Origin of the sequence: Pseudomonas sp. NFPP28, from assembly GCF_900115535.1 — a bacterium.
Taxonomy (GTDB): domain Bacteria; phylum Pseudomonadota; class Gammaproteobacteria; order Pseudomonadales; family Pseudomonadaceae; genus Aquipseudomonas; species Aquipseudomonas extremorientalis.
Genome location: NZ_FOWT01000002.1, coordinates 42,212 through 64,217, shown reverse-complemented (window position 1 = coordinate 64,217; position 22,006 = coordinate 42,212). Strand labels below are relative to the sequence as shown.

Here is a 22,006-nt window from a genome sequence, read left to right as displayed (position 1 = left end):
GACAGGCTATCCGCCACGGATTGTACGACTACTCGCCACCTGTTGGGGTTTGCAATTGAGGTAGGTCGAAGACTTCAACCAACGCTGGTCGGGGTACCACGAAAACATGAACTGCCCATCCTTGAGCTTGTCCACTACCTGGCGGGCTACCTGCGGGCGCACGGCCGGGCAACCCTGGCTGCGACCGATACGACCTTCACGCTTGCTCCACAGGGGGCTTACGTAGTCGGCGGCGTGGATCACAATGGCGCGGTCGCGGGCCTGATCGTTGAAACCCGGCTCCAGGCCGTCCATGCGCAACGAGTAACCGTGGGTGCCCAGGTAGCTTTCCTGGGTGCGGAACAGACCCAGGCTGGACTGGTGGCTGCCTTCCAGGTTGGAAAACTGGGTGGCGAAGTTTTCCCCGGACTTGGCGCCGTGGGCCACCAGGTCGCGCAGTACCAGGGTCTTCTTGCGCAAATCGAAGATCCACAGCCGACGGGCGGTGGAAGGCTGGGAGTAGTCAATGACCGCCAGGCGTTCGGAGCGCTCTTCGCCGTTATTGACTGCGCACTGCACCGCGTTCAGGGCGCTTTTGAGTACAGTGGGATTGAGTTCTGGAGCCGAGCGCGCCAGGCTGCTATACAAGTTAGGCGAGGTCTGATTGGCGGCGAGCGCGAAATTGCTCAGCGTGGCCAACGTCACGGTCATCAAGCCGAGGCGGCGCATGAAAGTCAGCATCTACAAAGTATCCCCCCGCTGTGGATTGGAGCCAGGTCAATTGTTCAAAAAACACGCATGTTACTTGAGCATTTGCCTGCTCGTTGCACCATTGGTCGCGACAGCCGATGCGCTGCCGGTCGAGCCGTTGCCGGTGACCACGCCCGCACCGGTCGACCTGGCACCCGTGCAGCAGGCCTTGGCGCAATTGCCGAGCGTCTGCCCCGGCCTGGTGCCGCAGATTGACGCGGCTGCCCAACTGCGTCTGCAAGCGTTCTACCAGCAGCAGGGTAATGGGCCACTGTGGTCCGCCGACGAGCGCCGGCAAGCCCTGCAATCTCAGTTGCTGATGCTTGCCGATGACGGCCTGGACCCCACCCACTATAGCCTGCCTGCGCCAGATGCCACGGCCAACGTGCTGTGCAGCGACATCGCCAGCAGCCAGCACTACCTGCAAGCCCTGCAGGATTTGCACTACGGGCGCCTGCAGCAATCGCGCTTCGAGCCGCTGTGGCATTCCCAGCCGCCGACCCGCGACCCCAATATTGAAGTGCTGGCGTTTGCCGCCACCGGCCTGCAAGACATGGCCCAGGCGTTCGATCAGGCACGCCCCAGCGCGGACCTCTACCGCAGCCTGCGCAATGCCTATGCCACTGTGCGCCAGCAGCCATTGCCGCATTGGGACCCGGTCGCCAACGGCCCGCTGTTGCGCCCCGGGATGGACGACCCGCGCGTACCGGAACTGGCGCGGCGCCTGATCGGCGGAGGTTACCTGGCCAAGGCCCCCGGCGGCAGGCAGTACGGTGACGAGTTGGTCAAGGCGGTCAAGGCCTTCCAGCTGAGTCATTCGTTGCAGGCCGACGGCGTGATCGGCGCCGGTACGGTGGCCGAGCTCAATATCAGCCCGGCGATCCGTCGCGAGCAACTGCGCATCAACCTCGAACGCTTCCGCTGGCTGGCCCAGGACCTGGAGCCCGAGGGCGTGCTGGTCAACGTCGCGGCTGCGCAATTGAGCGTGTACCAGAGCGGCATCCCGGTGTGGCAGACCCGCCTGCAAGTGGGCCGCGCCGAGCGCCAGACGCCATTGCTCAAATCGCGTATTACCCGGCTGACCCTCAACCCCACGTGGACCATCCCGCCCACCATCATGCGCGAGGACAAACTCCCGGCCATCCGCCTCAACCCTGAATACCTGCGCCAACAGAACCTGCAAGTGCTCGATGCCGAAGGCCACCCGCTGGCGCCGGAACAGATCGACTGGGCGCGCCCGGGCAATATCCTGCTGCGCCAGGAAGCTGGCCCGCGCAACCCGCTGGGCAAGATCGTGATGCGCTTTCCCAACCCGTACTCGGTGTACCTGCACGACACGCCGAGCCAGCCGCTGTTCACCAAAGGGCCACGGGCGTTCAGTTCGGGGTGTGTGCGGGTCGAGCAACCGCTGCTCCTGCGCGATCTGCTGGTGAGCCCGGCCGAACGCGCGCGCACCGATGAACTGCTGGCCACCGGCGTGACCCACGAATTCAGGCTGGCCACGCCGGTGCCGGTGTTGTTGAGTTACTGGACGGTTGAGGTCAACCGTGAGGGCGGGTTGGTATACGCGCCGGATATCTATGGGCGGGACCTGGTGTTGATGAAGGCGATGGGCAGCGTGTTGTAGGCGGCTCAACCTCGTGGCGAGCAGGCCTGTTGTGGCGAGCGGGCTTGTTGTGGCGAGCGGGCTTGCCCCGCGTTGGGCTGCGCAGCAGCCCCGGTAAGCTCCTGCATTTCCCCTGTCAGAACGCATTGCCTGGTTTCAGGGCCGCTTCGCGCCCCAACGCGGGGCAAGCCCGCTCGCCACAGAGGTGAGGTTCGCCATCGTTGTTGTCACGGCTTGCTCCGGTGTCATGCAGGCGGTATCGAGCGTCAAGGGCACTTCATCCCAAACCTCATACTCATGCGCCAACACAGACGCCCAGGAGGGCGGAACCAGGCCGGGAATATCCCCCGTGCGGGTTTCCACCCGTCGTTGATGTTCCTGCTGGTCTGAGCAGATCACCCGAACATTCAGTAATGCCACCTTTGCTGCTGCAGCGACGGCCTTCCACGCTTGCCGGCTTTCCCTGACCGGATTTACGCAGTCCGCCACCACGGTGTGGCCCAGTTGCAGACTGCTCAGCGCCAGTGCATTCGCCACGCCATAACCGCTGGCACCCACGTCCCCTGCCAGCACACCGGCCTCGCGTATAGCCTGTTCAATCAAGTCGATACGCAGGTAAACCGCCGCGGTCTGGCGTGCGAGTTCGCGGGCAATCGTGGTTTTGCCGGTGCCGGGCAGGCCACTGAAGACAATTAGCATAGGTGGGTCTCATAAGAGTGGGCCGGTTCAGAGTATCCTTCAGTTCCCCCACAGGTCGACCACAGGACAACCGATGCTTTTGCCGTTCGTGAAAATGCACGCCCATGGCGATGACTTCATCATCATCGACCGCCGTGGCTTGCACGATCCCATCACCGCGCAGATCGCCCGCCGCCTGGGCGACCGTCACACCGGTATCGGTTTCAACCAGCTTGCCGTGGTACTCGACTGCGATGACGCCGCCGCGCGCATCAAGTTCTGGAACCCCAACGGTACGCCGCTGGCCACCTGCGGCAGCGCGACCCGTGGCGTGGCTGATCGCTTGATGCATGAGGCCGCTACGGATTCGGTGCTGTTGCGTACCGACCGGGGCCTGCTGACCTGCGTACGTGCCCCCGGGCGGCAAGTCTCGGTGAACATGGGCGAGCCGTCGCTGGACTGGCATGCAGTGCCGCTGGCCGGGGCCATGGATACGCTTGTTCTGCCTATCGAGGGCGAACCGGCCGCGTGCAGCATGGGCAATCCGCACTGTACGTTTTTCGTGGATGACCTCACCACGATCGAGGTCGCCGCCGTGGGCCCTGCACTGGAAAAACATCGGTTGTTCCCGGACAAGACCAATGTGCATTTCGTGCAGGTGCTGGACCGTGGCCGTATCCGCCTGCGCATCTGGGAGCGTGGCGGCGGCGTGCCGCTGGGCTCCGGCTCGTGCTGCTGCGGCGCGGTGGTCAATGGGATCCGGCGCGGGTTGCTGGATGCCACGGTGCAGGTGGAGTGCGACGGCGGCATCGTGACCGTGCACTGGGCGGGTGAGGGCGGTGTGGTGCTGACCGGCAGTGTCGAGCCGGTGATGCAAGGCAGCGCCTACGTGTTCTGAAACGTCACGGTGAAGGTGGTGCCGCCGGTGGCGCAGGAACTCACCGCCACATCCCCGCCGTGCACCTTGGCCAACTCGCGCACGATATACAGGCCCAGGCCCACGCTGCGCACATCACTGCCCTGGTCGGTACCTCGGGTCATGGGCTCGAACAGCCCGGCCAGCAACGCTTCGGGAATGGCCGCGCCGTGGTTGTGTACCGCCACTTCGCAGCCGCCAACGCCCAGGCGTGAGGTAATCCGGATCGGCCGTTGCAGGTCGCCATAGGCCACGCTGTTGGCCACCAGGTTGCCGATGATCTGCTGCACGCGGTCGGCGTCCAGGCAGGCGTCGCCATGGCCTTCTGCGTGATGTTCCAACGTCGCCTTGGGAAACGCCACGCGCAGTTCGTCCACGGTGCGATGAATCACGCCATGCAAGTCCAACGGCAGGGCCTTGATGGAGATGCCCTGGCCGACCCGGGCCTGGGTGAAGTCCAGCAGGTCGGCGATCATGCGTTGGGCGCGTTCGGACGACTGGCCGATGTGCCCCAGCAACTGGCGCTCCTTGGCCGTGCGTTCGCTGCGGCTGAGAAAGTCGGAGGCCATGCGGATGGCGGTGAGCGGGTTTTTCAGGTCATGGCTGACAATCGCCACCATCTGCTCGGCGAACAGTGCGCGGCGCTGGGCGATGGCATAGGCCTCGCGCAGTTCGGCCTGGGCTTGCTGCAAGGCCAGTTCGGTGGCGGTTTTTTCCTGCAGCAGGGCTTCGGCCAGGTTGCGTGCGTTGAGCAGCTCGCGTTCGTACTTGTCGCGGTCGGTGGTGCCGAACAGAGCCAGGTCGTACACCGTAGCGTCTGCCTGCTCGCGCTTGTTGCCGTTGAGCAGCACGGTGATCTTGTGGCCGTCACGGTGCAGCATGTCCAGCTTCACTTCGGTGATGCTCTCATGCATGCGCAACATGGGCGCCAGGTGGGTCTGGTGGAAAATCCGGCCGCCCATGGTCAGCAGGTCCTGGAAGCGCTTGCCGCACAGCTCGGCGGCACTGAACCCCAGCCATTCGCTGAAGCGTGCGTTGGTTTGCACCAAGGTGCCATCTTCCGAGGTGACGGCCAGTGCGCAAGCGGCGCTATCGAATAGATCAGCTGGCACGTGCAGTTGCCCACGGCGCAAGGAAGCTGTCCATGGCCACCGCGCAAGCCTGGGGCGTGCTCATGTGCGGGCAATGGCCGACGTTATCCACCAGGTGATAGATGCTGTTGGGCAACACGCTGTGCAGGTATTCGCCGACAGCCACCGGTGCGATCAGGTCGTCGGTCGATTGCAGGATCAGCACCGGGGTGGCCAGGTCGATCACATCCTGGCGGTTGTCCGACATGAACGTCACCCGTGCGAATTGCTTGGCGATATCCGGCTCGGTGCGGCAGAAACTCTTGGTCAGCTCTTCGCCCAGCGCGGGCTGATCAGGCGCGCCCATGATCACCGGGGCCATGGCGCTGGACCAGCCGAGGTAGTTGCTGTCGAGGGTGTCGAGCAGGTCTTCGATATCGCTACGCTTGAAACCGCCGATATAGCCGTCTTCATCGATATAGCGCGGCGACGGGCCGATCATCACGTGAGCGGCGATCCGTCCCGGTGCCTGGCGGTCGGCGAGGGTGCCGATCATCGCGCTGACCGAGTGACCCACCAGAATCACCGGGCCTGCGGCATGGGCGTCGATGATCTGATTGAGGTCCAGGGCATAGCCGTCCAGCGTGCTGTATTTGTCTTTGTCGTACGCGCTCAGGTCCGACAGGCCTGCGCCGACGAGGTCGTACAGGACCACACGGAAACGCTCGAGGAAATGCGGTGCCAGGTAGTTCCACATGGCCTGGTTGCAGCCAAAACCATGGGAGAACACCAAAGTCGACGCGCCGGTGCCCATCACATTGACGTTGTTGCGCTGACGTAGATCCATCGGCTTCTCGGTTATGGCGTATTGCTATGTATGTGCGCAGTTTAGATAGTCAACGCCGTGGGGTCACGCGTTATAGCGTTGATAAGGTAAAGTCGGCGCCTTCAGGAAGAAACTTCGGGTAACAAAGCATGATGGCGATTTTGCGGCAATCGATCCTGGGCCTGGTGGCGCTGGTGCTCATCGGCCTGTTGAGCACCGCCCATGCGGAGGATTCGCCCATCGGCGTGGCCCTCGACCAGCGGGTGATCGACCTCACCAACACCCTGGACGCTGCCACCGCCACCCGTATGAAAAACCAGCTCGCCGACCTTGAACAGCGCAAAGGCGCGCAAATTGCGGTGCTGCTGGTGCCCACCACTGGCGGCGCGAGTATCGAGGACTACGCCAACCAGCTGTTCCGTGCCTGGAAGCTGGGGCGCAAGGACATCAACGACGGCATCCTGCTGGTGGTGGCCAAGGACGATCGCAAGGTGCGTATCGAAGTGGGCTACGGCCTGGAAGGCACGGTGACCGACCTGCTGGCCCATCGCATCATCGAAGAACACATCACGCCAGCGTTTCGCCAGGGCGATTTCGCGGGCGGTGTTTCCCAGGGCGTGAACGATCTGGTGGTGCTGGTCGACGGCGGTGACCTGCCCGCGATTGCGGCGCCGGGGCTCAATCCACAGTTCATTGCGATACTGCTGGCGTTTGTCATCGGAGCCATCGGCGGTGTGCTCATCGCCGCCGGCAAGCTGCATTGGCGCCGCGCGTTGATTGCCACCGCGGTAGTGACAGCGCTTCTGGCGATCTATGGCGGCGGGCGCGATTGGCCGATGTACCTGTTTGTAGTGCCGCTGACGTTGCTGATCGGCGGCGCCACATTCGGCGCATTGTGGTTGGCGCGTGGGGTGTTTTACAGCGTGTTGGGACTGCTGGCGTACCTCGTCGCGGTGCTGGTGGCGAACCACTTCGTCGAGGTCAACTTCGTCCATTGGCTGGTGTGGCCATTTGGCAGCGCCTTGGTGCTGGGATTGTACGTGGGGCTGTTTTTCGTCATCCGTGAATCCTGGAAAAAACGTCCACGCTTTTTCATCCTGCGTGTGTTGGTGGTGCTGGCGGTCTATGTGGCCGTGGGGATGTTGCTGGGGCAGGGTTACCAAGGCTGGATAGTGGCGATACCGGCTGCGACGATCGTGGCGTTTATTGTGTTTATCCAGAGTATTTCCGAGGGCGGCTCGGGGTCGGGCGGAGGTTCCGGTTCCAGCTCCGGCAGCTCCCGGTCCAGTTCCAGCAGCAGTTCATCGGGCGGCGGTGGTTCCAGTGGCGGCGGCGGGGCGTCAGGGAGCTGGTAAAACATCACAGCGATTTAGACAGAAACACCCGGCTGCTGCCGTCCGGTTCGCATGGAATCTCACCAAAGCGCACCCAGCCATGCTTCTCGTAAAACCCTGGTGCTTGAAAGCTCAGGGTGTACAGCACAGCATTACGACGCGCTCGGCGTCGGGTTGGTCGCTGATTTCAATGTGCGGTGCGTTCATCTCTAGAGCGCCATGACCATTTCATGCCACGCCATGCCACCGTGATCCGATGGCGACGGCTGCACATACTGGTAGCCCATGCGCTCATACAGCGGCACGTGTTGCTCCTTGCACATCAGGTGAATTGTCTGCTTGCCCATGCCGCGCATGCGCTGCACAAATTCGGTCATCAGTATTTTCGAATAGCCCTTGCCCTGGTGCGCTGGGTCGACCACCACCGACATGATCACCACATTCGGTGCGTCGGCCGAATGGCCTACCAACTCCTTGAACGCGTCGTCCGACATCACCACGTGGTGGGCGCAGCCGCAGTTGATGAAACCCACCACTTCGCCAGCCGCTTCCAGGATCAGAAAGCCTTGCGGGTATTGCGCAATACGCGTGCCGATCTTTTCCAGGGTGGCGGCTTCGTCGCCTTCGTAGGCGCCGATCTCGATTTCAAAGCAGCGGGCGGCGTCGGCGGGGAGGGCGTTGCGCAAGGTGAGGGCGGGCATGGGCGTTTCCTGAGGCGTTGAGCGAGAGGCCACATGATAGACAAACATCGACCCGAGCGACACAGATCCCCTGTGGCGAGCGGGCTTGCCCCGCGTTGGGCTGCGAAGCAGCCCCAAATTCAGCACAGGAGACCTGCCTGGCACACCGCATTCAACCTTACTGGGGCCGCTGCGCAGCCCAACGCGGGGCAAGCCCGCTCGCCACAATGACCTCATCACTCAACTCACAGCGGGTACATCAAACCCCACCCACCAACTTCCCTCCGTCCATCCGGCGCTTATACGCACTGTCTCGACTCGCCAACCAGAAGTACAACGGCGACGTCACCACCAACCCCACCACCCAGGACAGGTCCGCCCCGTTGATGTGCGCCGAAATCGGCCCCACATACAGCGGCGTGTTCATGAACGGAATCTGCACCACGATTCCCACTGCGTAGGCCAGCAGTGCCTGTGGGTTGTATCGCCCATAGATCCCGCCATCCACGCGGAAGATCGAGGCAATGTCGTACTGGCCTTTGTGGATCGCGTAGAAGTCGATCAGGTTGATCGCTGTCCACGGCACCAACACCACCAGCAGCACCAGCACCATGTCGACGAAGTGGCCGATGAAGTCCTTGGAGGCAAACACCGCCGCAATCGCACAGGCCCCCAGCACCAGGATCGAGATCACCGCGCGGCTTTTGGCGGTGGGAATCCAGCGGTACGCAAAGGTCTGCACCAGGGTGATGATCGACAGCACCGCACCATACAAGTTGAGCGCGTTGTGGCTGATCACGCTGAGCAGAAACAGCACCAGCATCAACGGGCCGATGGCACCGGTGGCGAGTTTGACGGCGTCCATGGTGTCCATGCCGACCGGGGTGGCGAGTACGGCGACGGCGCCGAAGATGAACGACAGGCTGGAGCCCAGGGCCGAGCCGAGGTAGGTGGTCCAGAACGTCGACGCTACGGGCACGTCGGCCGGCAGGTAGCGCGAGTAGTCGGAGACGTAGGGCGCAAATGCGATTTGCCACAGCGCCGCCAGGGACACCGTTGCCAGCCAACCGGAGATGTTGAATTCACCGCGGGTCAGGAAGTCGGTGGTCTGTACATGGGTGAAGATGTAGCCGAACCCCAGCACGATCCCGGCGCCCAGCACCCAGGTGCCGATGCGGTTGAGTACGTGGATGAAGCGGTAGCCGATGATGCCGATGATGCCGGAGCCGATGGCGCCGATCACGATGCCCACCGGCACGGGCACGGCGTCGACCACGCCGTGCAGGGACTTGCCCGCCAGTACGATGTTGGAGGCGAAAAAGCCGATGTACATGACGCCGGCAATCACCACCACCAGCAGGGCACCGAGTGAGCCGAACTGGGCACGGCTCTGGATCATTTGCGGGATGCCCATCTGCGGGCCCTGGGCCGAGTGCAACGCCATCAACACGCCGCCGACCAGGTGGCCGACGAGGATCGCGACGATGCCCCAGAGCAGGTTGAGGTGGAACAGTTGCACTCCCAGCGCCCCCGTGACGATCGGCAACGGTGCGATGTTGCCGCCGAACCACAGGGTGAACAGGTCTCTGACCTTTCCATGGCGGTCTTCCGGGGGCACGTATCCAATCGTGTGTTTTTCGATAAGCGGGGCGGAGGATGTTGCAGTGGTAACCATGACGAGCTCCAAGGCAAGGTGAGTACGTTGACGTACTTCGCTGTGCGCCACCTGCGCGGCGCTTTGTTGTTGGCGTGATCATCTGCAATGGGCGCGGGGAGGTAAATTAGTAAGTTTGTTGCTATAGACCTTAAAAAATATAGCTCGCGTCTTGTCGCGCTCCGGTATGTTGCCTACACCTGATTGACGGGCGAAGCCCCACGTTTCTGGAGGTCCCGATGGCTGCCTATAACCTGCGCCAGCTCAGATATTTCGTCACCACGGCCGAGTGCGGCAGCGTCGCCGAGGCGTCGCGCAAGCTGTATATCGCGCAGCCGTCGGTGTCCACGGCGATCAAGCAGCTGGAAGACAGCTTTGGCGTGCAATTGTTTATCCGTCATCACGCCCAGGGCGTGTCGCTGACGCCCAGCGGCGCACGCTTCTATCGCAAGGCGCTGGAGCTGTTGCGGGTGGCCCACGAGTTCGAGCAGAACGCCCTGGCGGACAATGACGTGGTGGCCGGGCAGATCGATATCGGCTGCTTTGAAACCGTGGCGCCGCTGTACCTGCCGCGTCTGATAGCCGGTTTCAAGGCGCGCTGGCCGGGGGTGGAAATCCGTATCCGCGATGGCGAACAACAGGAGCTGGTGCAGGCGCTGACGGCGGGCAGTATCGACGTGGCCATGCTGTTCGAGCACGACCTGGGCGCGACTATCGAAACCACCCCGTTGATGCCGCCGCAGCAGCCCTATGCGCTGTTGCCAGCCGATCATCGCTTTGCGCAACAGGCCAGGGTGTCGCTGGCAGACCTGGTGCTGGAGCCGATGATCCTGCTGGACGTGCTGCCCAGCCGCACCTACTTCGTGAGCATTTTCGAAGAGCGCGGGCTGACGCCGAATATCGTGTTCAGCTCGCCGTCGATCGAGATGGTGAGGGGCATGGTGGGGCGGGGGTTCGGGTTTTCGATTCTGGTGACCAAGCCGTTCACCGAATACACCTACGATGGGCAGAAGGTGGTGTGCGTGCCGTTGGCCGAGACCGTCACCGGTTCCGGCCTGTCGGCAGTCTGGCTGCGCCGCGCACCGCTGACCAAGCCGGTGCAGCTATTTGTCGACTACTGCCGCGAAGAACTTGCCCGCTTGCTCGGCTGACATGATCGTTCTCACGCAGAACGTGGGAAAGAGGGTTGAATGTTTTACATCGTGAATGCTCGCAGGGTACTGGGTGTCTCCTGACCGGACTGCTACTCACAGATGTATCAAATTCGTCCTGAGGATGCGTTTCTTTGCGGCACCAGGGAACAATCAATCTTTATTCTGATGGGGCGTAATTCCTGATGCCGGCCTCATCAAGCTTTTGTTGGAACTCTCGATGGAAATCACTGATTCTCATCTGTAAGGCAAGGCTGAAGCTACCGTCACGTGAGTCAGGTTTGAAACTGAAATGAAGTGTGTTGTACATACCAAACCCGCCACCAAAATCATTGAGATCATAGATGTCAGATTGTTGTTTGACACCGATGTCTTTTGACCTGGCGAGTTCATCGAAGATCTTTTTCGCGCTTTGGTAGTCATGCAGTTGTATCGTGAAGCGCATCCCGGTTTCGTGCAGCATGTTGTAAGGAGTGCGCACGTGCGACGCCTGATGTGCTCCTTGAAGTGACGAAGGAGTGGAAGATGAATGGATACTTGGCATAATCGGACCTATGAGCTGATGGCGACAATAGGTGGTGACTCAACAGGCTTGGTTCCTGATCATTGGATAAAGCCCCGTTTCAAGTGTTTCATCCTCATTCAGAGGCGGGATACTTCAGCTCGGACGTGCTACAGCAATGTTGCCAGCATCCGCTGCAACATCCGATCACAGCCGTCGAGCTGTTCCACACCCACGAACTCATCCGGCTTATGCCCCTGGTCCATGCTGCCCGGCCCGCACACCACCGTGGGAATGCCCACCGCATCAAACAAACCACCCTCGGTGCCAAACGCCACTGTGCCGAATTCCCGTGAACCGGAAAACGCGGCAATCAATTGCGCCGCCTGGCTGCGCTCATCGGTCGCCAACCCGGGGTAGGCCGACAACTCGGTAAACCGGATTACACTCTGCGCGCTCACCGACTGCATACGCGGCAGCACCTGCTGCTCGGCGTAAGCCTTCAATTCGTCAGCCACCTCAGCCGGGTCCTGCGACGGCAACGCGCGCACCTCAAAATCAAACCGACAATCCGCCGGTACGATGTTCAGTGCTTTGCCGCCACTGATCACCCCGGTCTGCACCGTGCTGAACGGCGGGTCAAACCGCGCGTCCTGGGTATCGCGCAGGCGCTGGCCAATTCGCCCCAGCTCACCGATCAACTCGGCGGCATGTTCAATCGCATTCACCCCATACGGCGCATAGGCGGAGTGACACGCCTCGCCATGCACATCGCAACGCATCGCCAACTTGCCCTTGTGCCCGAGCACCGGCTTGAGTTCGGTGGGTTCGCCGATGATGCACAGCATGGGTTTGACCGGGCGTTGCTCCAGCACCGCGAGCAATGAACGCACGCCCAGGCAACCGACTTCTTCGTCATAGGACAGGGCGATGTGCACCGGCATCCGCAGCGGCGCTGCAACCAGTGCCGGCACCAGCGCCAGTACGCAGGCGATATAGCCCTTCATGTCGGCGGTGCCACGGCCAAACAGCTTGCCATCGCGTTCGGTCAGCTCGAACGGCGGCACCGTCCAGGGCTGGCCGTCCACCGGCACTACATCGGTATGCCCCGACAGCACAATGCCGGGCAACTCCACCGGGCCAACGCTGGCAAACAGGTTGGCCTTGCTGCGTTCCGGGTTGTAGACCAACTCGCAGGCCACTCCGAAATCCGCCAGGTAGTCGCGCACGAATTCGATCAGTTGCAGGTTGGATTCACGGCTGGTGGTGTCGAATGCAACCAGCGTCTGCAGCAGTTCGCGGCTGGTATTCATCGGTCATCTCCGGCCACGCCGTAACCGGGGGAGCGGTCCGGGGCGAGGGCGCGGTCGATGTAGTCCTGCACCTGCGGACGGTAGGCGTCCCAGAGTGTTTGCAGTGCAACGATCGGCTGTTCATCGGCCCAATCCACCCGCAGGTTGATGATCGGCCAGGTCAATTCGCCCACCACCACCAGCGCGGCCGAATGCACCGGGCCGGCTTCGCCACCGGCGGCAATCGCGGCGTGCATGGCCGCCAGCAGTCGGTCGGCCAATTGGCCTTCGCCCTGCTCGAAAGCGCTGACCATTGCCTCGATCACCGCACGGTCGGCCAGCATGTTGCCCGCCGCCACGCACTGCTCGCCCGATACCGCGTTGTGCGTGCCGAGGGTTTCACTGCCGCTGAAATGCACGCTGCGTCCCAGGTGATCAATCGCCGTCAGTTGCCGGTACTGGCTGTAGCCGTTGCGAGTCAGCGCTTTGTCGAGGGCGTCGGCAGGGGCCAGGCCTTGCTCCAGCAGGTCCAGCACGTCCGGGCCCAACGCCGGCAAGGTGATGTTCTGGGTCGACACCGCGCCCACTCCGGGTCGCAACCAAGGGCAGCGGGCGCCCACGGCAATGCTCGAGGAACTGATGGCAATGCCCAGTTGGCCGGTTTCGGCGCACCGACCGACGATTGAAAAGGTCATGTGTGGCTCCTTACTCGGGAATAACGGCGATCACATCGATTTCCATCAGCCACTGTGGCTGGCCGAGGGCCGACACCACCAGCCCGGTGGAGATCGGGAACACGCCCTTGAGCCACTTGCCGACTTCCTGGTACACCGGCTCGCGGTAGCGCGGGTCGATCAGGTAGGTGGTGGTCTTGACGATGTGGCTGAGGTCGCTGCCGGCTTCTTCCAGCAGTTGCTTGACGTTTTTCATCGCTTGCTCGGCCTGGGCGCGTGGGTCGCCAAGGCCGATCAGGTTACCCTCGAAATCGGTGCCGACCTGGCCGCGCACATACACGGTATTGCCGGCGCGCACGGCCTGGCACAGGTCGTTGTCCAGGCTCTGGTTGGGGTAGGTTTCTTTAGTGTTGAACATGCGGATTCGGGTGTGAGTGGGCATCGAGAAAACTCCGGCAATGAAGGCTCAGGCGTTGACAGGGGATGGGCGAGCCAGCGGGGCGGCTTCGCGGTATTCAAGGTATTGACGCTGGATGGCGATGTGGTCGGCGACGTATTTGGCGTCGTGCCACACGCCCCAGATGAACGACGACCCCCGGCGCGACTGCCACGGCAACCCGAGGAAGTAGACCCCGGCCTCGCTGGACACGCCGCGCTGGTGCCGGGGCTTGCCGGCCTCGTCGAAGGCTGCGACTTTCAGCCAGCTGTAGTCCACGGCAAAACCGGTGGCCCAGATGATCGAGGTGACGCCGGCCCTGGCCAGGTCCAGTTCCAGAATCGGGTTCTTGATGCAGTCCGCATCTGGGAAGGCGCGACGGGCTTCGGGCTCCAGGGGCAAGTCCAGGCCGTTGCGTTCGATGTAGGCATCGGCGGCATCCAGCAGGGCCAGGTAGTTTTCATCGCCGCGTGCCAGGTTTTCCACCAGGTTCGGCTGGAACGTGGCGACGCTGCCCTTGAACGCCTGGGTCAGGCCCACCAGGGTCATGCCTTGCTGGGCCAGCTCGCGGAAGTCGATGGTCTTGCCGCCGTGCGCGCCGCTGACCGCAATGGTCACGTGCTCGCGGCCGGGCTTCATCGCCGCCTGGTCCCACTCACCCAGCACCCCCAGCCACCAGCAGAAATCGCGATTGCGGTAGGCGCGGGGCGGGCGGTCGTGGGCGCCGACGGAGAGGTACACCTGGCGCCCGGAACGCTGTAATTCATCGGCAATCTGCACGCCGGATGAGCCGGCGCCCACCACCAGCACGGCGCCGGTCGGCAGTTGCGCGGGGTTGCGATACTCGGCGGAGTGGATCTGGTGCAGGGCCGTATCTTTCGGCGCAATCGCCGGGATCACCGGTTTCTGGAATGGTCCGGTCGCGGCCACCACCCGGTTGGCTTCGATCACACCTTCACTGGTGTGCACGGTGAAGCCGGGGCGGCCGACATTGCGTACCACGGACAGCACCTCGACGCCGGTACGAATCGGCGCGTTGAACTTGCGGGCGTAGGCTTCAAAGTAATCGGCCACGCGTTCCTTCGGCGCAAAGCCGTCCGGGGCGACGGTGTCGAATGCGAGGCCGGGAAAGCGGTCATGCCACGCCGGCCCGTTGGCCACCAGCGAATCCCAGCGCCCGGTGCGCCAGCGCTCGGCGATGCGGCTGCGCTCCAGCACCAGGTGGGGCACGCCTTGCTTGCTCAGATGCTCGCTCATGGCCACGCCAGCCTGGCCGGCGCCCACCACCAGCGTGTCTGTTTTTGTTATTGCTTCAGTCATGTCCTCTGTCCTTGCGTAATGCCGTTGGATTCAGCGTTGGCATGACTTCAAGGCTAGGGGGAGGGCGGTTATTAATAAAATATTATTAAGCTGGGAAGTGAGCATAAATATCGGATGCAAGAGTGATTGCTCAGGTCAAATGCATGCCGTTACTTAATGACGGTTACCGGCGCAATGCCAACTGGGGTAGGCTTAACCCAAGGAGAACTGTCATGACCGATTTGAAACGTTTTATCAGCGAGCAGCAGGCAAAAAAACAGTCGCAGGAGCGACATGTCGATTGGGCTCAACGCAAAGCGCGATGGCTGGATGAGCTTGAGCAGCTTTTCGTTCGGATCCGCCTGGCATTGGTCGAAGCCGGGCTTGATGAGTCGGCGTTCACGCCCACCACCCATGCTCTCCAGGAAGAAACCCTTGGCTCATATCAGGTCTGTGGGCTGCGTGTTGAAATGCCGACCGGCGTGGTGCAGTTCACGCCAGTAGCCAGCGTGATCATTGGTGGGTTTGGCCGGGTAGATGTGATTGAGGCGGGGCGTGGCGAGCGGGTCAAGTTGATTGCTCAGCAACCTGACGAGTCACCTGTCGACGACACTCGGCCCCCCTACGATCGAGAGTGGGTATGGCGGGTCTATCCGGGTGTTGGTGCCAGAGGCGGGTTCGACTTCGACGACAAGGGTCTGGTACGCCTGTTTGAATTGATGGTTGGAGAATGAGTGCTGATGACAGAACGATTTCCCACTATTGATGAAGCCCGGAACTGGTACGTCGTCAGCTTGGACGGCCTGCGACATCTCAAGCGTGTAGTGGATGGGGCCAAACCGCAGCATGTCTCGGAAGAAACGCTGGATCAAATCATGTTCATGACCCAGGAAGAGTGGAAAGCCTTCATTCGCCGTCGGGAAGATGAGCATGAAGCGTTTGCATCATTGGCGTTACTGGCAGCCTGTGAAGGTGGGATTCGCAGGGACTGTGCATGGCGGGGCGCAGACAGTAACAGCGGGAACGTCCACCATCGCAGGTTTCAACGTTTGAATAGCGGCGCAGGCCATATTTCCTTAAGAAGTATCATCGATGCCTGGCAGGGGGCGCTTGGGCGCGATAGCTATTTCAAAAACTATCTGGCCGAACTGCGAGGGCTATACGTTGATCGCAATGCGTTGGCACATGGCCGTGCATCCTTGCAGCAATTCAATTTCGCCTTGATCTATGAGTGCCTGAGCCGGGTCAGATCGAAATGGCGACAAGTTGCCTCGGACTTCAAAGGTTTCTGACCACTATGCCCAGCATCCGTTTCATGACCCCAGCCGACTACGACGCCATCCTCGCCCTGATGCAAGGCACCCCCGGCATCTCCCTGCGCGACGCCGACTCCCGTGAGGCCACCGAGCGCTACCTGGCGCGCAATCCCGAGATGAGTTTTGTCGCCGAAGCCGATGGCCGATTGATCGCGTGCGTGATGTGCGGCCACGACGGGCGTCGCGGTTACCTGCAACACCTGCTGGTAGTGCCGGACTATCGCCGCCAAGGCATCGCCCAGATGCTGACGCAGCGCTGCCTAGGCGCGCTGGAGCAGTTGAGCATCTACAAATGCCACCTCGACGTGTTCAAGAGCAACACCAGCGCCGCCCAGTATTGGCAAGGCCAGGGCTGGACACTGCGCACCGATATCGACCGCTATTCGTTTACCCGCACAGGCGACGAAAACGCCTAGAACTCCCCGGAATACTTGACCGCAGCTGCCGCCCGCGAGGGCACATCCAGCGCGCGCAACAGCGACGACACATGGATACGCACGGTAAACGGCGAGATATCCAGGGCCTTGGCGATTTCCTTGTTGGTCTTGCCCTGGGCGATCAGACGCAGCACGTCTTGCTGGCGGGCGGTGAGGGTATGGGTGTCCAGTGGCAGCAGGCCAGAGGGCGCGAACTTGACCAGTACTTCGCCTTCGCGGATCGCCAGCAGCGCCTGGCCGATCTCTTCGGGGGCAATGTTCTTACCGATGAACCCGTCCGTGCCCAGGGCCATGACTTGGTCGATCAGCGCCGGGTCGTCCACCATCGATACCACGATCAGCGTGGTGCGCCGCAATTGCTGGCGCAGTTCGACCAGTTGGCTCATGCAGGTCAGGCCGGGGAAGCGCAGGTCGAGGATCAGCGTGTCGATCTCGCCGCCGTCGCGGATCAGCGCGAGCACACCGTCGAGGTCGCCGGCTTCCTGCACCAGGGCGTCCGGCAGCAGGCGCTGCACGGTGCGCACCATACCTTCGCGGAACATCGGGTGGTCATCGGCGATGATGATACGGCCGGTCATGGGGGTGCTCCTCCCTGGGGCAAGGTTGTGCCGTTGCATGCTACCTTACCACCGTGCCCAGGGCCTGCCTGCGGTGCGTTAAGGAATTGATGACTGCCGCACAAGGACGTAAACCCATGAGTCTTGAGACTAACTCCGAACTCGACCAGGCCAACCTGCGCATCGTGGTCGCCAGCATTGCAATCGTCTACATCGGTGCATTGGGCTTCCTGCCGGGACAGTCGGTGGACACCTACCTGCCGGTGATCCTGTATATCTTCCTGTTCCTGCTGGCCTCCATTGCCTTGCGCCAAGTCATCGTGCGCTGGCCGGGGCATTACCCGGCGCGGCGCATCTTCGGCATGATCCACGACTACACCGGCACCTCGTTCGGCATGGTGGTGGGCGGTGAAGCGGCGTTGCCGTTGTATGCGGTGATGGTATGGGTCAACCTGGGCAACGGCATGCGCTACGGCTCGCGCTACCTGGCGATCGCCACGGCGCTGGCCTTGCTGGCGCTGCTGATCGTGTATCGGCTGACGCCGGTGTGGCAGGCGCAACCCTTCATGGTGCTGATGTTGATGATCACCAGCACGGTGATCCCGGTGTACGCGCATATCCTGCTGGAGCGCACGCGCAAGGCCTCCGAGCAGGCCATTGCCGCCAACCTGGAAAAATCCCGTTTCCTTGCCCAGGCCAGCCATGACCTGCGTCAACCCATCCATTCCATCGGCCTGTTCACCGCTTGCCTGCGCGAAGCCCGGCTGGGTGATGAAGAGCGGCGCCTGGTCGACAACATCGACCGTTCGCTGCTCAACGTATCGCAATTGTTCCGCTCGATTCTCGATCTCTACACCCTCGACAACGGCCGCGTGTTGCCCAAGTACCAGGCGGTGCACCTGGGCGAGTTCCTTGCCGACCTGGTGCGCCAGAACGCCGAGGCCGCGCGTTGGGCCGGGGTGGAGCTGCGCCTGCGGCCCTGCACGCATTGGGTGCTGGTCGACCCTGCGCTGCTGGCGACCATGGTGCAGAACGTGCTGTCCAACTGCTTCAAATACGGCGCGCAACGGCCTGTGCTGATCGGCGTGCGCGTTCGCGACGGCGGCTTGGCGGTGGAGATTCATGACCGGGGCCGGGGGATTGCCGAGGAGCATCTATCAAAGGTCTTCGAGGAGTTTTATCGAGTGCGCCACCTGCGTGACAAGGACGTCGAAGGCGTCGGCCTTGGACTGTCCATCGTCAAGCGCCTGGGGCAGTTGATGGGCGTGCAGGTAGGCCTGCGCTCACGGGTGGGCCATGGTACTTCTGTAAGCCTGTATGGTTTGACCCTGGCCTCTGCGCCACGTGCCACGGCACCGCGCGACGACACGCGCCAGGCCGGGCTGCTGACCGGGTTGAAGGTGTGCCTGGTAGAAGATGACCACAACGTGCTGCTCGCCACCCAGGCCCTGCTGGAGCGCTGGGGTTGCGAGGTACAGGCGGAGTCTTCGGGGCGTGCTCTGGTCAGTGACTGCGACATCATCGTCGCCGACTACGACCTGGGCAACCACGCTACTGGTATCGAATGCATCGATGCCCTGCGCGAGCAACGCGGCTGGGCCGTCCCTGCGCTGATCCTCACCGGGCATGACGTGGAGAGAATCCAGGCTGCCTTGCACGACCGCCGGATCGCCATTCTCTCCAAGCCGGTGCGTCCCGCCGAACTGCGCGGGACCTTGCGCGACCTGAGCCAGCAGACGGTTACTGGGTGAAGCCCTGCAGTGGGTTGCCGCGTGCACCTTTGGGTTGGCAGTAGGCCGCAGGCTTCATCATGCCAAAGCTGGCCACGGCGAACATACCGCCGCTGGCACCGCTGGGCACTGAGCAGTTGTACTCGCCGGAGGCGGCACTGGCGACGTAGTAGGTGGTCATCGAGTCGCTGCGCACATTGGAAATACGCTTGACCGGTTCGCCCAGGTTGGTCTCCGACAGCGTCTTGAGGTGATCTTCGGTAGGTTTGATGTTGCTGCAGCCGGCGACGCCGATGATCAGGGCGCCCAGCAGGGTGAGGCGGGTAACGGAGGATTGCAGTTTCATGGTGCTTCTTCCTTGGGGTTGTTATGGTTTTTCCAGCGCACAACGCGCCCACGCGCAAGAAATGCACGGTGCCGGAGGAGCGCTGGAAGTGCCGGGGAATATAGCGCCGCAGGGGGGAGGGGTCGATTAGCACAAGTGTGCTAATGGCACGATGATTTCATGGAAGGAGCGTGAAATGCTGGAGATAAAACGGGCTACCCCAGAACACGCCCAGGTGGCGTTCGACATCCGCTTGCAGGCCATTCGTGGCCAATGCATCGGCGCTTACACGCGCGAGCAAATGCTGCTGTGGACGCGGGGCAAGGCCGAGGATGGTTACAGTGCGCTGATGGATAAACCGTTTTACCTGGGGTGGCTGAACGGTAGGGCGGTCGTCACTGGAATGCTTGATCTGGACAACAATGAAGTCGGCGCACTGTTCGTATTGCCCGAGTGCACCGGGCGCGGATATGGCAAGGCGATGCTCGATCACCTTGAGACGGTTGCGCGGGAGATGGCGGTTAAGACCGTGGTGCTGGATGCGACGTTGAATGCGGCGAGCTTTTACCGGGCGTGTGGCTATGCGGGGGATGAACAGGCGGTTTATTACTCGCCGTCGGGGCTGACGTTGGCGTGTATCCCGATGACAAAACAACTGATCCCCTGAGACCACTCGTCATTGACGCGCAAACGCTACGCGCAGCCTCTCAATGACTTGATGCACCGTGTCTCCCTGGACCTGCGGTGGCGTGAGGCGTTCTCCAAACTCACGCCATACAAACAGCGTCAACTCAGCCCCATCGGTCGATGTTTGCGCCAGTTCCTGTGTTCCAAAACCCTGCAGCACCCGATAACGCTCATCACGCCAAAACGCCGCCTCTACCCAGTCATACACGGGGATGAAATGAAAGTGCAGCGGGAAGCCCGGCATGTGCCCATACCGGCCGATGTACAGCCATTTCGGCTCCAGCTGCGCCTCCATTACCCGCTGGACCTTCGCGAGCAACCCGCCCAACTCGGCCAGCGCCGGTTCCGGCATGTCAGCCAGGGAGTGGATCGGCGCTTTGGCCGCCAGCATCAGGTAGCCGGGCAACGCAGATGCCAGATGATGGTTGAGCCGCCAGTGTTCGGTTTCGTGAAGGATGTAGGCAGGGTCGATCTGCATAGGCGTGTCCGTGAGCTCTTTGCGGGCAGGATACCCGTATCTCATAAAACGGGTCGATCTGTGTCTACCGTCCACCGTGTCTTGTGAATAGCCTCAAGTCACATCAATCAACGCGAGCGCTCGCCATGGATCTCACTGCTGTTCCTTTTGGCACCACCGACTGGTCCACGGTCGAACCGGTGATTCACCCAGGCATCACTGGCAATGCCCTGTGGCGCACCTGCCATTTCGGCACAACACGTGTGCGGATGGTCGAATACACGCCTGGCTACCTGGCGGACCATTGGTGCTGGCGGGGGCATGTGCTGTTATGCCTGGAAGGCGAGTTGCACACGGAACTGGAAGACGGCCGTCAGTTTACGCTGACGGCCGGGATGAGTTACCAGGTGGGCAATGACATGGAAGGGCATCGATCTTCGACGAGTGCCGGGGCAAGGCTATTTATCGTGGATTGAGGCGGGTGCGCACGTCTCAATGCATCTTGCCATGGTCCATCTTGCTATGGTCCATCCCATCCAGGCCACGCACCGGCGCCTTCACTTCAATCGCCTGCTTTTCGCCCTTGGCGTTCTGCACCGTCAGGGTCAGCGGCACCTGGTCGCCTTCCTTGATCTGGCCGGTCAGGCCCATCAGCATCACGTGGTAACCGTCGGGGTCGAGGGTCACGGCCTTGCCGGCCGGCAGGGCTACCGAGTTCACCGGGCCCATGCGCATCACGTCGTCCTTCATGCTCATTTCATGGATCTGCACGTCCTTGGCCACCGGCGAGGCCACGCTCAGCAACTTGCTGTCGCTGTCGGCGGTGACGGTCATGAACGCGCCGCTGGACGGTTGGCCCGGCACAGTGGCACGTACCCAGGCGTCGGTGACTTGTACCTGGGCGCTGGCGTGAGCGGCCAGGCCCAGCAGGGTCATGCCGATAAGGGTGCGTTTGAGGTGTTGAACGGCAGTCATTAGCAGACCTCCATGACGGTGAGCAGGTCTTCTGCGCACTCTTTAGCGGTAAGGGATGCCTGCAGGCCCAGGCGCAGGTTGCCACGGGTGTCGAACACGAAACTGGTGGCGGTGTGGGACAGGGTGTAGGTGTCGCCGGCGGGGATCTTTTCATAGAAGATCCCGAACTCCTTGGCGGCCACGGCGATTTCTTCCGGGGTGCCGTACAGCGCTTCGAAACTGGGGTCGAAGGCCTTGACGTACTTGTCGAGAATCTCCGGCGTGTCGCGTTCCGGGTCCAGGGTGATGAACACCACCTGCATGATTTCGCCGTCGCGGCCCATCAGCTTCTTGGCCTGGGCGGCGCGCGCCAGGGTGGTCGGGCACACGGCCGGGCACTGGGTGAAACCGAAGAACACCACCGGCATCAGGCCACGGTACGAGCTGAGGGTGACGGTCTCGCCGTCGGTGTTCTTGAGCTTGAAGGTGCGGCCCATGATCTTGTCGCTCAAGTCCTTGCCGTACTTGAAGTTCAGCTTGGGGCTGTAGTCACAGCCGCCCAGCAGGCTGCCCAGGCCCAACAGGCCCATACCGGTCAGCACCTTGCGGCGGGTGAATAACGTACTCATCAACTGTGCATCCTGTGAAGCGCCTGCATTGCTCTGGATCAATACGTCAGGCTTTGAGGGCGCCCAG

Annotated in this window: 25 protein-coding genes and 2 pseudogenes; 10 read left to right on the top strand and 17 right to left on the bottom strand. The window is 62.0% G+C overall.

The window, feature by feature from the left end; all coding sequences use genetic code 11:
• Positions 1-6: 6 nt before the first annotated feature.
• Positions 7-720 carry a murein L,D-transpeptidase catalytic domain family protein gene (locus BM110_RS05630; protein ID WP_071491735.1) on the bottom strand — a complete coding sequence of 238 codons (714 nt, stop codon included), beginning with the start codon at positions 718-720 and terminating at the stop codon, positions 7-9.
• Positions 721-760: 40 nt separating this feature from the next.
• Here BM110_RS05630 and BM110_RS05625 point away from each other — a divergent pair, with 40 nt between their 5' ends.
• On the top strand, positions 761-2,356 hold the full coding sequence (locus tag BM110_RS05625) for a L,D-transpeptidase family protein (protein ID WP_093123581.1): 1,596 nt from the start codon (positions 761-763) through the stop codon (positions 2,354-2,356).
• 135 nt (positions 2,357-2,491) lie between these two features.
• Here BM110_RS05625 and BM110_RS05620 read toward each other — a convergent pair whose 3' ends face one another.
• On the bottom strand, positions 2,492-3,034 hold the full coding sequence (locus BM110_RS05620) for a P-loop nucleotide/nucleoside kinase family protein (protein ID WP_092245314.1): 543 nt from the start codon (positions 3,032-3,034) through the stop codon (positions 2,492-2,494).
• Between the two features lie 73 nt (positions 3,035-3,107).
• Here BM110_RS05620 and dapF point away from each other — a divergent pair, with 73 nt between their 5' ends.
• Positions 3,108-3,911, top strand: a complete 804-nt coding sequence (dapF, locus tag BM110_RS05615) for a diaminopimelate epimerase (protein ID WP_093512679.1) — start codon at positions 3,108-3,110, stop codon at positions 3,909-3,911.
• Here the strand turns inward: dapF and BM110_RS05610 are convergent.
• The gene (locus BM110_RS05610) at positions 3,899-5,041 is read right to left on the bottom strand and encodes a PAS domain-containing sensor histidine kinase (protein ID WP_093513165.1); all 1,143 of its coding nucleotides are present in this window, start codon (positions 5,039-5,041) and stop codon (positions 3,899-3,901) included. The two genes, dapF and BM110_RS05610, sit on opposite strands and share 13 nt — an antisense overlap.
• Complete coding sequence (locus BM110_RS05605; RefSeq protein ID WP_093512678.1) at positions 5,031-5,846, bottom strand: alpha/beta fold hydrolase; 816 nt, start codon at positions 5,844-5,846, stop codon at positions 5,031-5,033. Before BM110_RS05605 ends, BM110_RS05610 begins: the two co-directional genes overlap by 11 nt.
• A gap of 128 nt (positions 5,847-5,974) precedes the next feature.
• On the opposite strand from BM110_RS05605, the gene BM110_RS05600 reads away from it, so the two are divergent.
• Entirely contained in the window at positions 5,975-7,180 is a 1,206-nt protein-coding gene (locus tag BM110_RS05600) for a TPM domain-containing protein (RefSeq protein ID WP_093512676.1), read from the top strand.
• Positions 7,181-7,184: 4 nt separating this feature from the next.
• Here the strand turns inward: BM110_RS05600 and BM110_RS29725 are convergent.
• The 3 genes and pseudogenes from BM110_RS29725 to BM110_RS05585 form a co-directional block, all read right to left on the bottom strand.
• Positions 7,185-7,331 (bottom strand): annotated as a pseudogene (locus tag BM110_RS29725) (GNAT family N-acetyltransferase); the annotation flags it as partial.
• Positions 7,332-7,368: 37 nt separating this feature from the next.
• Complete coding sequence (locus BM110_RS05590) at positions 7,369-7,860, bottom strand: GNAT family N-acetyltransferase (protein ID WP_092245325.1); 492 nt, start codon at positions 7,858-7,860, stop codon at positions 7,369-7,371.
• A gap of 238 nt (positions 7,861-8,098) precedes the next feature.
• On the bottom strand, positions 8,099-9,514 hold the full coding sequence (locus BM110_RS05585; protein WP_092245328.1) for a purine-cytosine permease family protein: 1,416 nt from the start codon (positions 9,512-9,514) through the stop codon (positions 8,099-8,101).
• Between the two features lie 218 nt (positions 9,515-9,732).
• On the opposite strand from BM110_RS05585, the gene BM110_RS05580 reads away from it, so the two are divergent.
• Positions 9,733-10,644, top strand: a complete 912-nt coding sequence (locus BM110_RS05580) for a LysR family transcriptional regulator (RefSeq protein ID WP_071491725.1) — start codon at positions 9,733-9,735, stop codon at positions 10,642-10,644.
• A gap of 160 nt (positions 10,645-10,804) precedes the next feature.
• Here the strand turns inward: BM110_RS05580 and BM110_RS05575 are convergent, their stop codons facing one another.
• The 5 genes and pseudogenes from BM110_RS05575 to BM110_RS05555 all read right to left on the bottom strand — a co-directional run bounded on the left by BM110_RS05575 (position 10,805) and on the right by BM110_RS05555 (position 14,911).
• Positions 10,805-11,125 (bottom strand): hypothetical protein, encoded by a 321-nt coding sequence (locus tag BM110_RS05575; RefSeq protein WP_093512673.1) that lies wholly within the window; start codon positions 11,123-11,125, stop codon positions 10,805-10,807.
• Between the two features lie 191 nt (positions 11,126-11,316).
• Positions 11,317-12,459, bottom strand: a complete 1,143-nt coding sequence (argE, locus tag BM110_RS05570) for an acetylornithine deacetylase (RefSeq protein WP_093512671.1) — start codon at positions 12,457-12,459, stop codon at positions 11,317-11,319.
• Entirely contained in the window at positions 12,456-13,133 is a 678-nt protein-coding gene (locus BM110_RS05565; protein ID WP_093123555.1) for a DUF1028 domain-containing protein, read from the bottom strand. The genes argE and BM110_RS05565 overlap by 4 nt, the downstream gene beginning before the upstream one ends.
• 10 nt (positions 13,134-13,143) lie before the next feature.
• The gene (locus BM110_RS05560; RefSeq protein WP_016969085.1) at positions 13,144-13,554 is read right to left on the bottom strand and encodes a RidA family protein; all 411 of its coding nucleotides are present in this window, start codon (positions 13,552-13,554) and stop codon (positions 13,144-13,146) included.
• Between the two features lie 24 nt (positions 13,555-13,578).
• Positions 13,579-14,911: pseudogene (locus BM110_RS05555) on the bottom strand (flavin-containing monooxygenase).
• Positions 14,912-15,080: 169 nt separating this feature from the next.
• Here BM110_RS05555 and BM110_RS05550 point away from each other — a divergent pair.
• From BM110_RS05550 to BM110_RS05540, 3 genes are read left to right on the top strand one after another with little or no spacing between them, the layout of a single operon-like run.
• Positions 15,081-15,581 carry a hypothetical protein gene (locus BM110_RS05550; RefSeq protein WP_092245344.1) on the top strand — a complete coding sequence of 167 codons (501 nt, stop codon included), beginning with the start codon at positions 15,081-15,083 and terminating at the stop codon, positions 15,579-15,581.
• Positions 15,582-15,587: 6 nt separating this feature from the next.
• Positions 15,588-16,139, top strand: a complete 552-nt coding sequence (locus tag BM110_RS05545; RefSeq protein WP_093512667.1) for a hypothetical protein — start codon at positions 15,588-15,590, stop codon at positions 16,137-16,139.
• A gap of 5 nt (positions 16,140-16,144) precedes the next feature.
• Positions 16,145-16,579, top strand: coding sequence for a GNAT family N-acetyltransferase (locus BM110_RS05540; RefSeq protein ID WP_092245349.1), 435 nt, complete (start codon positions 16,145-16,147; stop codon positions 16,577-16,579).
• On the opposite strand, the gene BM110_RS05535 is transcribed toward BM110_RS05540, so the two are convergent.
• Positions 16,576-17,178: a LuxR C-terminal-related transcriptional regulator gene (locus BM110_RS05535; protein WP_093123539.1), complete on the bottom strand. Its 603-nt coding sequence runs from the start codon at positions 17,176-17,178 to the stop codon at positions 16,576-16,578. The two genes, BM110_RS05540 and BM110_RS05535, sit on opposite strands and share 4 nt — an antisense overlap.
• Before the next feature lie 116 nt (positions 17,179-17,294).
• Between BM110_RS05535 and BM110_RS05530 the strand changes: the two genes are divergently transcribed.
• Positions 17,295-18,908, top strand: coding sequence for an ATP-binding response regulator (locus BM110_RS05530; protein WP_071491719.1), 1,614 nt, complete (start codon positions 17,295-17,297; stop codon positions 18,906-18,908).
• Here the strand turns inward: BM110_RS05530 and BM110_RS05525 are convergent.
• Positions 18,898-19,233: a hypothetical protein gene (locus tag BM110_RS05525; protein WP_033896666.1), complete on the bottom strand. Its 336-nt coding sequence runs from the start codon at positions 19,231-19,233 to the stop codon at positions 18,898-18,900. The genes BM110_RS05530 and BM110_RS05525 overlap by 11 nt on opposite strands.
• A gap of 175 nt (positions 19,234-19,408) precedes the next feature.
• Here BM110_RS05525 and BM110_RS05520 point away from each other — a divergent pair, with 175 nt between their 5' ends.
• Entirely contained in the window at positions 19,409-19,879 is a 471-nt protein-coding gene (locus tag BM110_RS05520) for a GNAT family N-acetyltransferase (RefSeq protein WP_071491718.1), read from the top strand.
• A gap of 9 nt (positions 19,880-19,888) precedes the next feature.
• On the opposite strand, the gene BM110_RS05515 is transcribed toward BM110_RS05520, so the two are convergent.
• Positions 19,889-20,377 (bottom strand): HIT family protein, encoded by a 489-nt coding sequence (locus BM110_RS05515; protein WP_093512665.1) that lies wholly within the window; start codon positions 20,375-20,377, stop codon positions 19,889-19,891.
• A gap of 125 nt (positions 20,378-20,502) precedes the next feature.
• Between BM110_RS05515 and BM110_RS05510 the strand changes: the two genes are divergently transcribed.
• Positions 20,503-20,832 (top strand): DHCW motif cupin fold protein, encoded by a 330-nt coding sequence (locus BM110_RS05510; protein WP_092245360.1) that lies wholly within the window; start codon positions 20,503-20,505, stop codon positions 20,830-20,832.
• Between the two features lie 16 nt (positions 20,833-20,848).
• Here BM110_RS05510 and BM110_RS05505 read toward each other — a convergent pair whose 3' ends face one another.
• Together BM110_RS05505 and BM110_RS05500 are read right to left on the bottom strand one after the other, a co-directional pair.
• Entirely contained in the window at positions 20,849-21,331 is a 483-nt protein-coding gene (locus BM110_RS05505) for a copper chaperone PCu(A)C (protein WP_093512663.1), read from the bottom strand.
• A complete protein-coding gene (locus tag BM110_RS05500) occupies positions 21,331-21,939 on the bottom strand; it encodes an SCO family protein (protein WP_034106413.1) in 609 nt (202 codons plus the stop codon). Before BM110_RS05500 ends, BM110_RS05505 begins: the two co-directional genes overlap by 1 nt.
• Between the last annotated feature and the right edge of the window lie 67 nt (positions 21,940-22,006).

Coding starts and splice junctions, on each gene's coding strand:
- BM110_RS05500 (WP_034106413.1), bottom strand. CDS start 21,939: ATGAGTACGTTATTCACCCGCCGCAAGGTGCTGACCGGTATGGGCCTG.
- BM110_RS05525 (WP_033896666.1), bottom strand. CDS start 19,233: ATGAAACTGCAATCCTCCGTTACCCGCCTCACCCTGCTGGGCGCCCTG.
- BM110_RS05515 (WP_093512665.1), bottom strand. CDS start 20,377: ATGCAGATCGACCCTGCCTACATCCTTCACGAAACCGAACACTGGCGG.
- BM110_RS05620 (WP_092245314.1), bottom strand. CDS start 3,034: ATGCTAATTGTCTTCAGTGGCCTGCCCGGCACCGGCAAAACCACGATT.
- BM110_RS05520 (WP_071491718.1), top strand. CDS start 19,409: ATGCTGGAGATAAAACGGGCTACCCCAGAACACGCCCAGGTGGCGTTC.
- BM110_RS05580 (WP_071491725.1), top strand. CDS start 9,733: ATGGCTGCCTATAACCTGCGCCAGCTCAGATATTTCGTCACCACGGCC.
- BM110_RS05530 (WP_071491719.1), top strand. CDS start 17,295: ATGAGTCTTGAGACTAACTCCGAACTCGACCAGGCCAACCTGCGCATC.
- argE (WP_093512671.1), bottom strand. CDS start 12,459: ATGAATACCAGCCGCGAACTGCTGCAGACGCTGGTTGCATTCGACACC.
- BM110_RS05600 (WP_093512676.1), top strand. CDS start 5,975: ATGATGGCGATTTTGCGGCAATCGATCCTGGGCCTGGTGGCGCTGGTG.
- BM110_RS05510 (WP_092245360.1), top strand. CDS start 20,503: ATGGATCTCACTGCTGTTCCTTTTGGCACCACCGACTGGTCCACGGTC.
- BM110_RS05565 (WP_093123555.1), bottom strand. CDS start 13,133: ATGACCTTTTCAATCGTCGGTCGGTGCGCCGAAACCGGCCAACTGGGC.
- dapF (WP_093512679.1), top strand. CDS start 3,108: ATGCTTTTGCCGTTCGTGAAAATGCACGCCCATGGCGATGACTTCATC.
- BM110_RS05550 (WP_092245344.1), top strand. CDS start 15,081: ATGACCGATTTGAAACGTTTTATCAGCGAGCAGCAGGCAAAAAAACAG.
- BM110_RS05560 (WP_016969085.1), bottom strand. CDS start 13,554: ATGCCCACTCACACCCGAATCCGCATGTTCAACACTAAAGAAACCTAC.
- BM110_RS05535 (WP_093123539.1), bottom strand. CDS start 17,178: ATGACCGGCCGTATCATCATCGCCGATGACCACCCGATGTTCCGCGAA.
- BM110_RS05585 (WP_092245328.1), bottom strand. CDS start 9,514: ATGGTTACCACTGCAACATCCTCCGCCCCGCTTATCGAAAAACACACG.
- BM110_RS05505 (WP_093512663.1), bottom strand. CDS start 21,331: ATGACTGCCGTTCAACACCTCAAACGCACCCTTATCGGCATGACCCTG.
- BM110_RS05540 (WP_092245349.1), top strand. CDS start 16,145: ATGCCCAGCATCCGTTTCATGACCCCAGCCGACTACGACGCCATCCTC.
- BM110_RS05545 (WP_093512667.1), top strand. CDS start 15,588: ATGACAGAACGATTTCCCACTATTGATGAAGCCCGGAACTGGTACGTC.
- BM110_RS05590 (WP_092245325.1), bottom strand. CDS start 7,860: ATGCCCGCCCTCACCTTGCGCAACGCCCTCCCCGCCGACGCCGCCCGC.
- BM110_RS05605 (WP_093512678.1), bottom strand. CDS start 5,846: ATGGATCTACGTCAGCGCAACAACGTCAATGTGATGGGCACCGGCGCG.
- BM110_RS05630 (WP_071491735.1), bottom strand. CDS start 720: ATGCTGACTTTCATGCGCCGCCTCGGCTTGATGACCGTGACGTTGGCC.